Origin of the sequence: Helicobacter sp. MIT 01-3238 (assembly GCF_003364135.1) — a bacterium.
GTDB lineage: Bacteria > Campylobacterota > Campylobacteria > Campylobacterales > Helicobacteraceae > Helicobacter_B.
In genome coordinates this window covers 23,036-32,395 of record NZ_NXLN01000028.1, presented here as the reverse complement: position 1 = coordinate 32,395, position 9,360 = coordinate 23,036, and the positions used below count along the sequence as shown (strand labels likewise).

Genomic DNA, 9,360 nt, shown 5'->3' with positions numbered 1-9,360 from the left:
TTGCCGCCCCAAAAAGAATTGATAAAGAATTGACAAAATCTTTTTCTTTAGAAAATTCTTTTAAGAGGTGGCAAAATATTACTTCATTGAAAGGAGGCGCGAAATGAAGAAAATCATTTCAATCCTAGCTTTAAGTGCTTTTGTAGGCATTAGTGGTTTATCAGCTGGCGTTGATTCTAGTGAGTCCAAAGCGACACAAACGCTATCTAAGGCAGATAGTGAGTTTCTATTTGGCACAAATGCTAAGAATCTAAATGTAGAAGTTCTATCTGTCGAAGAGATGAAAACTACAAAAGGATACTTTTTGAGCTGGTTTGCGTTTAATGCAGCTATGAATGGCAACAAATTCTGCATAGCTATTGTCTGCTTTTAGATTTTTGTCGCGGGTGTTTTTTGCGCTCCTGCGACAAAACATAACCCCAAATTATATTTTACCAACATATCATTAACTACCGAAACTACTAGGGAGCAACACAATATGCAAGACTTATCCAAAGTAAAGAATGCTTGCAAAATATGCAAGAGTATGTTTTACTATTTTTTAGTGATTTTACTTGTTGCTAGTTTTGCCAAAAGCAAAGAATCAGACGCGATAGAAACTTATAAGCTAACCCACCCTATAAGTGTTTCTATGGGACTAGAGTATGTGGAATTTAGTGCGGGCAACACACATATAGGCGGTTTGATAAGCTCCATAAACTTGCGCAACACAAACATAATAGCAAAATACTATAACCTAGAATTTTGGTTTAAAATCGGTGCTGGTAGCCAAAAAGTAAGTGGTAATTATTTCATTGGCTCTTCAAACCCACTTAGCAATTTGACAAGCTTCAGAGGCGTTACTGGTATGGTAGAAGAGTTTGGTGGAAAGTTTGGCTACAACATTACAAAAAATGTAGAAAAGCCACTATTTTTATCACTTGGCTATGAATACTCCTCATATACTCATAGTGCGACATATAATCCATATTCTACAAGTGTAAGTTATAACAATTTTTTACTATCCCTTGATAGTGCTATGAGGCTAGGAAGTAGCAGGTGGAGTATTGATTACACACTTCTTGCTTCTTATACGCCAACTATTATATATTTTTCTGGCGTGGATATTGTGAGTAGCACAAGCAACTTTTTAGTAAAAAACATAAAACAAAAATCCATTTTTGCACACGGATTTGGCATAAAAGGAAGTGTGGGAGTGTCTTATGCGATTTCAAAAAATGTGTATTTTTTCACAAAAATCATCGCCAAATACCAACACACATTACCAAGCAATAGCACGACAATTACGACAAGGGCTACTCCTAGCACTAATGAAGTGTTGCCCCAAGCAAGCACACAAGTAGCATACCCTCAAGCAAGCGTGATTTATGCAGGCTTGCAATTTGGAATCGGATTTTAAGGAAGAGAAATGCAAACAATCATAAAAATATCACAAACACTTTGTGTAGCGATTTTTGTGCTACTGATAGGAAGCACGACAGCAAATGAAGCACAATCCAAAATGCTAAAACAAGGATTTTATAAAAGTGTGGGACTAGGCGCAGGATATTATTACTACGGCGAAGTTGATGGGTATGACGCTTTTCTTATGAGAATGGATAATCTAGCACTAAATATCGCTGGAAATATCGGCTATATCACACAAAATGGCTTTAAATTTGATATGTATTTGGATGCAAATTTTGCCATTGGAATCTACATAGGTAGCATACTTGATACGGTTGAGGAAGAAAAAGATGGCAAGTCAATGATGCAGATAAATGTAAGCACTTACTATCACGCCCAAACACTACTTGGATACAATCCATTAGCCTATCTTACCCGCCGTGCAAGCCTTTATCTACAAGCAGGTATGGGGTATTATTTCAACCGCAATGATTTTAGCCCCTATGAAAGACTGCAAGGAAATGCGTATATACCTATTGAAATAGAAAGCGAGATTGTGCTAAATGATTCTTGGGCGTTGAATTTTATGGGTGGATTTCGGTATTTCATCATCGGCAATCATCTCACAAGACTTTCGAGAGTGCATTATAGCAGCGATTTGCACCTAACCCAAAAAGATGGGCTAGGTGCTAGTGGGTTTATCGGAGCAAGATACATAGCAAAAAGAGGGGGGATAAACAGCTTTGGCTTGCGCTATGAATATTGGCACTTAAAAGCCTCCACTAGAAGTAACTCAACAAACTACAAGGGAGTAAATGGACCTTTTGTAGAACCAAAAAACACTTCGCATATTATTACTTTTCAATACGGTTGGGAGTTTTAGAGTGTTTTTTGTGTTGATTTTGGTTAGTATTGCTTTGTTTTTACAAAATCATACTAAACAAAACGCAAAAATCAAATTACATAAACAAGGCACGCAAAAATGAATAGAGCACTTAAAAAATCACTTTTTATGCCACTTATTTGTGGGCTACCACTATCGCTTTTACCTGCGAAATATATCTGCGCAGAGGGGGCAAAAGGATTTTGGTGTAGCACCTCAAAAATGGGAGTAGGCACATATTACGCGCATTATAAACACCCAAAAATCAATCACTTTGGAGGACATCTTAGCGTGTCCTCTCTGTATTGGAAAGAAAGATTTAGCATAGGAGCGGATATAAGCGGAGGGCTAGGAGAGCAAAAAATATCAAGTGATTTTTTTGATTCTGCTCCCAAAAACTCATTTGGTGGTTTTTTGGGATTTGGGCTGTATACGGGAGTAAATCTTGGCGATTTTCTAAAAAATGAGATACAAAATCCATTTATTTTGCATTTTTCTACTTCATTTCACTTTGATAACTATGGCTTGAGAAACAATATGCCTGATACGCTGTTTTTTACGCTTGGTGCTGGGCTAAGTAGCATAAAGACAATAGACAAATTTAGCCTAGAATACTCACTACACTACGGCTATGTCGTATATGGCTCATATCGATTTATCGAGCGCAAAAATCCAAATAGCCTTGCAATCTCACGCAGAAGCGAATCTACAATAGGACACAACAGCCACGAAGCAAAGGCTAGCCTTGCAATAACCTATAATAGTTTTTATGCAAAGTTTAGCTGCATTTATCGCTTTTTAGATGATTCCAAAGAAGTATGGGTAAAAAAATTTAGCACCGATTCTACGACTTACCGCTTGGGCTATCCCCACACACACAATCTCATCACTATGCTTGAAGTGGGATATAGCTTTGGAGAGTTTGGCAAATAGTCAAATCCTAATTTAGATTTTGGTTATTTGCATTCTAGCTAGCACAGCTTGTGCGTGCGCGTCCAAATCCTCCAAATGCGCCAAATGCGCACAAGGCTTGCCAAGCGTGCTTATAGCGTCTTTGGAAAAATAAATCACCGAGCTTTTTTTCATAAAATGCTCCACTCCCAAAGGCGAGAAAAACCTCGCACTTCCACCTGTGGGAAGTGTGTGATTTGGTCCTGCGAGATAGTCGCCTATGGGCTCTGGCGTGTGTGCGCCTAAAAATATTGCACCTGCATTTTTCACGCTAGGCAATAGCTCAAAAGGACTTGCCACCATTAGCTCCAAATGCTCTGGCGCAAGCGCATTGCAGTAATGCGTGCATTGGGCTATGTCTTTGCAGATGATAATCGCGCCTCTGTTGTCAATGCTTGATTTTGCTATGTGCTTTTTAGGCAAAGTATCCAAAATCGCTTCTACCTTTTGGGCTACGATTTTGGCTAGATTTTCATCATCTACAAACAAAAATGAGCTTGCCATCTCATCGTGCTCTGCTTGAGATAGCAAATCGTGCGCTAGATATGTCGCATTTGCACTACTATCAGCGATGATAGCAATCTCACTAGGTCCAGCTATCATATCAATCCCCACTTCGCCAAAGACGAGTTTTTTTGCGCTAGCTACATAGATATTGCCCGGTCCTGTGATGACATCTGCTTTTTTTATGTGCGGATTTGCTTGGCTTTTTGGCACTCCAAATGCCATTAGCCCAACTGCGCTTGCCCCACCGACTTTATAGATTTCTTTTATGCCACAGATATGTAGGGCTGCCAGCAAAAGCGCGTTTGTCTGCATATCTGGCGTAGGTGTGCATACAAATATTGATTCTACGCCCGCTACGATTGCAGGGATAGCATTCATAAGCAGTGAGCTAGGATAGCTTGCTTTGCCCCCCGGGATATATAGCCCTGCCCTCTCCACAGGTGTATATTTCGCACCTAACACGCTACCATTTGCTTCAAAGTCAAGCCACGATTGGCGTTTTTCTTTTGAGTGAAAGGCATATATTCTATCATAGGCTATGTGCAAAGCCTCTTTTGTGTCTTTATCTAGCGCGTCATAAGCCTCCTTACATTCGCTAGGGGAAATGCTTAAATCCTCCAAACTTTTTGGACTCCACCTATCAAACCTCTCCACTTGCGATAGTAGCGCACTAAGTCCATTTTCACGCACTTTGCGCAAGATAGATTCTACTTTTGGTATTACCTCGCTTATATCTTCACTTCCGCGCAAAAGGATTTTTTCAAACTCGTTTTCAAAGCCTTTTTGTGAGCTATTTAGAATCTTTATCATTGTTTTCTCCTTAAATTTATGTCATTATCTTGTGGCGTTGTGCCAACCATTTTCTAGCCAAAAAGCATTATAGCATTTAATTGCCAAAAAAGCCTTAAGGGATTTAGCTTAATAGTTTTATGGTATCATTTCGCCCGATTATTTACTATAAATAAAACAAACAAAAGGAGCGCAAATGGAGCAAGTCGCGGGCATTTCCTTTATGCAAAAAGTAAAGACGGTCAAAGATATTGAGCTAAAAAATAAGCGGATTTTGATTCGTGTGGATTTTAATGTCCCAATGGACGAAGAGTTTGACATTAGCGATGATACGCGCATACGAGAAGCACTGCCCACTATCAATTATTGCGTAGATAATGAGCCAAAGTGCATAGTGCTTGTAAGTCATCTAGGACGACCCAAAGGCAAGCAAGCAGAATTCTCACTAAAGCATATTTTGAAACGACTAGAGAGATTGCTTGATAGAAATGTGCTTTTTGCTGATTCTATTGATTCGCTTGGCTCTTTGCAGAGTGAAGCAGAGGAGGGGAGCATCATTTTGCTAGAAAATATTAGATTTTATGAGGGAGAAGAAAAAAACAGCGATGAGCTAAGCAAAAATCTAGCAAATCATTGTGATGTGTTTGTCAATGACGCATTTGGGACAAGCCACAGAGCGCACTCTAGCACTTATGGCGTAAGCAAATTTGTCAAAGAAAAAGTAGCAGGACTTTTACTAAAAAAAGAAATAGATTCTTTTGCCAAAGCCCTAGCAAATCCGCTAAAACCCGTGCTTCTAATCGTAGGTGGTAGCAAAGTCAGCTCAAAACTCGCCCTACTAGAAAATATCCTCTCTGTGGTGGATAAAATCATCATAGGCGGTGCTATGAGCAATACATTTCTTGCTTCTTTGGGCTATGATATGGCAAACTCTATGGTAGAAAACGACTTGATAGATGAAGCAAAAAAAATCCTGCAAAAAGCAAAAGAAAAAAATGTCAAAATCTATTTGCCTGTCGATGTGGTAAGCACTGATGACATAAAAGAACACCAAAATATCAAAATCACTCCCGCCCAAGATGTCCCTCAAGGCTACAAAGCCGTAGATATGGGACCTGCTAGCACGAGGCTGTTTAACGAAGTCATACAAGCAAGCCAAACAATAATATGGAATGGACCACTTGGAATCTATGAGATTTCACAATTCTCACGCGGGACATTCAACCTAGCCCACGCTATCGCAGATACTTATGCCTTTTCACTCATCGGTGGTGGCGATACAGCAGACGCGGTAGAAAAAGCGGGTGAGCGTGATAATATGAGCTTCATATCCACAGGTGGTGGAGCAAGCCTAGAGTTACTAGAGGGCAAGATTTTGCCAGCATTTGAAGTGCTAGACAAAAAATAATCTGCTTTAGATTTTAGCCCAAAAGCAAAAAAAACAGGCTTTAAGATTTTTTAGCAATATTTTTTTAGTTTTTGCTTTTTTAGATTTTTGCAAGATTTGCAATATTTGCTGATTTGGCAAATGGCACTTTTTAGCGCAGAATCAGTGCTTAGATTTTTGGCTAGATTTTGGCTAGATTTTGCTAAAATACATTAGCTTCAAATCGTTTCAAAACCATAAAAAATACAAGGAGGCTTCCTATGATGAATGTGTTTTTTAAGCAAGGCTCAATGGTCGTGCAAAAAAAAATCCAAGACAATTTCACACTCCCAGAGGGCGCGATATTGTGGATAGATTTGCTTCACCCATCTGCTGCGGAAGTCTCCTATATCGCAAAAACTTACGCACTGGACATTCCTACCAAAGAGGAGCGCGAAGAGATTGAGGAAAGTGCGCGATATGCCGAGGATGCCGACACTATAACGATAAACACATACTTCCTCACACGCGATGCCGAGCTAGAGCTACACAACGAAACCGTAACCTTTCTTTTGCTAAAGGGAATCTTATTTACCATTCGCTATGAGGATTTTAAGGTGTTTAATGAGATTCATCAAAGTGTGCTAATTAGCCCGCGAAAATTTGAAGATGGATTTGACATCGTAAGCAGAATCTTTGAAGTGCGTGTCGAGCAAGATGCTGATATGCTAGAAGGTGCAGCAAAACTTACCAAGATTTTGCGTAAAGCCGCGCTAGAAGAGACTTCAAGCGAGCACGACCATATCGCTAGGCTATCTCGCCTATCAAGCCTCCAAGAGCTAAATTTAAGCGTGAGGGATTCTCTATTTGATAAGAGGCGTGCGATTATGGCTTTATTGCGAAGTGGCAAAGTCGAGCAAGACATAAAAAAAGAGCTGACTATCGTGCTAAAAGACTTAAACTCTCTCGTAGAATTTACCAATGTCAATCTTAGTATGCTTGACAACACACAAAGCATTTTCACTAGCCAAATCAATATCGAGCAAAACAAAATCATCAAACTTTTTACCGTAGCCACAATGGCGATGATGCCACCCACGCTTATTGGCACGATTTATGGTATGAACTTTACCAATATGCCCGAGCTTGATTTGCCCTATGCTTATCCTGTGGTGCTAATTGCGATGGTTGTATCCACTGCGATTCCTATCGTCATCTTTAAGAAAAAAGGCTGGCTATAATAAATGGTTGATTTCGCGCTTGCAAGGCTTTGTAGGGATAAAATGCTATTTGCAAGGCTTTTTGTAGAGATTAAATGTTTTATGTGGCTTTTTACTGCGAAATCTAAATTTAGATTTGCAATGTCAAAGATAATGCCAAAAGAGTGAATAATGCTAGATATTATTGCCTCGCCACAATCGTGGTTCGCACTCATTAGCCTAGTGCTATTAGAAATAGCACTAGGCGTGGATAATCTAATCTTTTTAGCTATTTTGGTTTCTCGCTTGCCAAAGGCGGAGCAAAAAAAAGCAAGGATTTTAGGGCTTAGCTTTGCGGGGCTTACTCGTATCGCCCTGCTTGGATTTCTTTTTTGGCTTACCAAACTTACAAAACCTCTTTTTTACGCATTTGGGCTAGGGATTTCAGGGAGGGATATTATCCTTATTTTGGGTGGTGTCTTTTTGCTATACAAAAGCACCAAAGAAATCCACGAGCTAGCATTTAAGCAAAATCTAGCGCAATCAAATCTACCCAAAAAGCCTAGTTTTTGGCTTATCATCGCCCAAATTGGATTTTTAGACATTATTTTTTCGCTAGATTCTGTGTTTGCCGCAGTGGGTATGGCACAGCATTTAGAAGTGATGATATGTGCGATTTTGGTAGCTGTGGGTGTGATGATGTTTGCAAGTGAGTGGATTTGTCGCGTGATAGAGACATATCCTAGCCTAAAAATTTTAGCACTAGGATTTTTGCTTATCATAGGAGTTGTGCTTATCGCAGATGGCTTACACTATGAAATCCCAAAGGGATATGTGTATTTTGCTATGGTATTTTCACTTCTTGTGGAATGTATAAACATTTTTTCTCGCCACAATTCTGCCAAAAACACAAAATCTACAAGCGCAGATTCTAGCGATTCTACAAAATCTCCTTAAAACGCGCTTTTAAAGTGGCTTCTAAAAAAAATACTTCCTAGAAATATTCACAACGATTCAAAAATACTCTAAGACAAAATTCACACTTTATTCACAATTTCTATTTTATTTTTACCAAAAATATATATTTCATTTACAAATAATATACTTTTGTTTTTTACAATCACGCTTCAAGGCTCATCACAAGGTTGGCAACTTACCTTAAAATGTTGCTTTGGTGCTAAACCAACACAAACCCGACAGAAATGTTTTTCAAACTCCTTGTAAAAAATCGCGTGGTGAGTCCTTGCCTTTCTTTGATTATTCTTTTTACACTTCTTATGAAATTTTTACATTTTTTTACTTTCCCCTTGTAGCTACCTCATTTATCGTTTGCAGATTTTCCCTCCCCTTGTCAAATCTATATCAAGTCTTGTTTGTCAAGGTAATCTTCATCACAGAAACTATTTGCGTGCAGATTTTTAAACGCATTTTGGAGGGATTTAAAAAGCAATGGATTTGCGCCCTCCAAAGTAGACAGTAGCTCTTTGGTATTTGCGCGTGCTTTTGGTCGCTTATCCTCTGGTAGCCAATTTATCGGGCAATTACAATCTGGGGCGATATAGATTTGATTGCTAGAGATAAAATCGCGTATCTGCCTCTCTCGCACGAAAATCATCGGGCGAATCACAAAAAGCCCATTTTGTGCCTTGTATATCGGTGGCATCGAGCGCAAAGCACCATTATAAGTGAGATTCATCAAAAAACTCTCTGCTGCGTCATCTAGGTGATGTCCTAGTGCGATTTTGTTAAACCCACCTTGCAACGCTTGTGTATATAGACTGCCTCTACGCATACGAGAGCAAAAACTACAATAAATCGTCCCCTCTCTTTTGTGCTCTTCTAAAATCTTATAAATATCTGTGCGGATAAGCTCGTAGGGAATCGCATTTGCCTCACAATACTCCGCTATGCACTCATACTCGCCACCACGCCCATAATCGATAGTGATAGCTTTGAACTCAAACTTAAAAGGCGCGTGCTTTTGCATATATGCTAATATCGTAGCCAAAAGTGTAGAATCCTTGCCCCCACTAAGTCCTAGCAAAATCCTATCGCCCTCCTTTATAAGCCCGTATTTCGCATTTGTTCGCCCTACTATGTTTAGGATTTTTTTGCTTATGGTTGGCAGGGTGGTTTTTTTTGAGGTGGTTTTTGTGTCAGTTTTTTGGGTGGCTTTTGTGTCAGTTTTTGTGCTTGTTTTTGTGGTGGATTTGGATTTTGCAGAGTGCGATTCTTTAGCATTATCGTGTGTTTGCATAGTTTGTATCCTAGTTTTTACT

9 protein-coding genes are annotated in these 9,360 nt (G+C 39.3%); 7 read left to right on the top strand and 2 right to left on the bottom strand.

What is annotated here, in order from left to right:
• The first annotated feature begins 103 nt into the window (after positions 1 to 103).
• The 4 genes from CQA40_RS09155 to CQA40_RS09140 all read left to right on the top strand — a co-directional run bounded on the left by CQA40_RS09155 (position 104) and on the right by CQA40_RS09140 (position 3,202).
• Positions 104 to 373: a hypothetical protein gene (locus CQA40_RS09155; protein ID WP_115520544.1), complete on the top strand. Its 270-nt coding sequence runs from the start codon at positions 104 to 106 to the stop codon at positions 371 to 373.
• A gap of 153 nt (positions 374 to 526) precedes the next feature.
• Positions 527 to 1,399: a hypothetical protein gene (locus CQA40_RS09150; RefSeq protein ID WP_147290192.1), complete on the top strand. Its 873-nt coding sequence runs from the start codon at positions 527 to 529 to the stop codon at positions 1,397 to 1,399.
• 9 nt (positions 1,400 to 1,408) lie between these two features.
• Positions 1,409 to 2,269, top strand: coding sequence for a DUF2715 domain-containing protein (locus CQA40_RS09145; RefSeq protein WP_115520542.1), 861 nt, complete (start codon positions 1,409 to 1,411; stop codon positions 2,267 to 2,269).
• Between the two features lie 99 nt (positions 2,270 to 2,368).
• Positions 2,369 to 3,202 (top strand): hypothetical protein, encoded by an 834-nt coding sequence (locus CQA40_RS09140; protein ID WP_115520541.1) that lies wholly within the window; start codon positions 2,369 to 2,371, stop codon positions 3,200 to 3,202.
• 12 nt (positions 3,203 to 3,214) lie between these two features.
• On the opposite strand, the gene hisD is transcribed toward CQA40_RS09140, so the two are convergent.
• The gene (hisD, locus tag CQA40_RS09135) at positions 3,215 to 4,537 is read right to left on the bottom strand and encodes a histidinol dehydrogenase (RefSeq protein ID WP_115520540.1); all 1,323 of its coding nucleotides are present in this window, start codon (positions 4,535 to 4,537) and stop codon (positions 3,215 to 3,217) included.
• A gap of 175 nt (positions 4,538 to 4,712) precedes the next feature.
• On the opposite strand from hisD, the gene CQA40_RS09130 reads away from it, so the two are divergent.
• From CQA40_RS09130 to CQA40_RS09120, 3 genes are all read left to right on the top strand, one after another.
• Entirely contained in the window at positions 4,713 to 5,924 is a 1,212-nt protein-coding gene (locus CQA40_RS09130) for a phosphoglycerate kinase (protein ID WP_115520539.1), read from the top strand.
• A gap of 239 nt (positions 5,925 to 6,163) precedes the next feature.
• On the top strand, positions 6,164 to 7,123 hold the full coding sequence (gene corA, locus CQA40_RS09125; protein WP_034560409.1) for a magnesium/cobalt transporter CorA: 960 nt from the start codon (positions 6,164 to 6,166) through the stop codon (positions 7,121 to 7,123).
• Positions 7,124 to 7,273: 150 nt separating this feature from the next.
• Complete coding sequence (locus CQA40_RS09120; RefSeq protein ID WP_115520538.1) at positions 7,274 to 8,038, top strand: TerC family protein; 765 nt, start codon at positions 7,274 to 7,276, stop codon at positions 8,036 to 8,038.
• A gap of 400 nt (positions 8,039 to 8,438) precedes the next feature.
• Here the strand turns inward: CQA40_RS09120 and CQA40_RS09115 are convergent, their stop codons facing one another.
• The gene (locus CQA40_RS09115) at positions 8,439 to 9,338 is read right to left on the bottom strand and encodes an ATP-binding protein (RefSeq protein ID WP_115520537.1); all 900 of its coding nucleotides are present in this window, start codon (positions 9,336 to 9,338) and stop codon (positions 8,439 to 8,441) included.
• Between the last annotated feature and the right edge of the window lie 22 nt (positions 9,339 to 9,360).

Bases quoted from the DNA above. Each gene is read 5' to 3' on its own strand.
- corA (WP_034560409.1), top strand. From the start codon at position 6,164: ATGATGAATGTGTTTTTTAAGCAAGGCTCAATGGTCGTGCAAAAAAAA.
- CQA40_RS09115 (WP_115520537.1), bottom strand. From the start codon at position 9,338: ATGCAAACACACGATAATGCTAAAGAATCGCACTCTGCAAAATCCAAA.
- CQA40_RS09150 (WP_147290192.1), top strand. From the start codon at position 527: ATGTTTTACTATTTTTTAGTGATTTTACTTGTTGCTAGTTTTGCCAAA.
- CQA40_RS09120 (WP_115520538.1), top strand. From the start codon at position 7,274: ATGCTAGATATTATTGCCTCGCCACAATCGTGGTTCGCACTCATTAGC.
- CQA40_RS09130 (WP_115520539.1), top strand. From the start codon at position 4,713: ATGGAGCAAGTCGCGGGCATTTCCTTTATGCAAAAAGTAAAGACGGTC.
- hisD (WP_115520540.1), bottom strand. From the start codon at position 4,537: ATGATAAAGATTCTAAATAGCTCACAAAAAGGCTTTGAAAACGAGTTT.
- CQA40_RS09145 (WP_115520542.1), top strand. From the start codon at position 1,409: ATGCAAACAATCATAAAAATATCACAAACACTTTGTGTAGCGATTTTT.
- CQA40_RS09140 (WP_115520541.1), top strand. From the start codon at position 2,369: ATGAATAGAGCACTTAAAAAATCACTTTTTATGCCACTTATTTGTGGG.
- CQA40_RS09155 (WP_115520544.1), top strand. From the start codon at position 104: ATGAAGAAAATCATTTCAATCCTAGCTTTAAGTGCTTTTGTAGGCATT.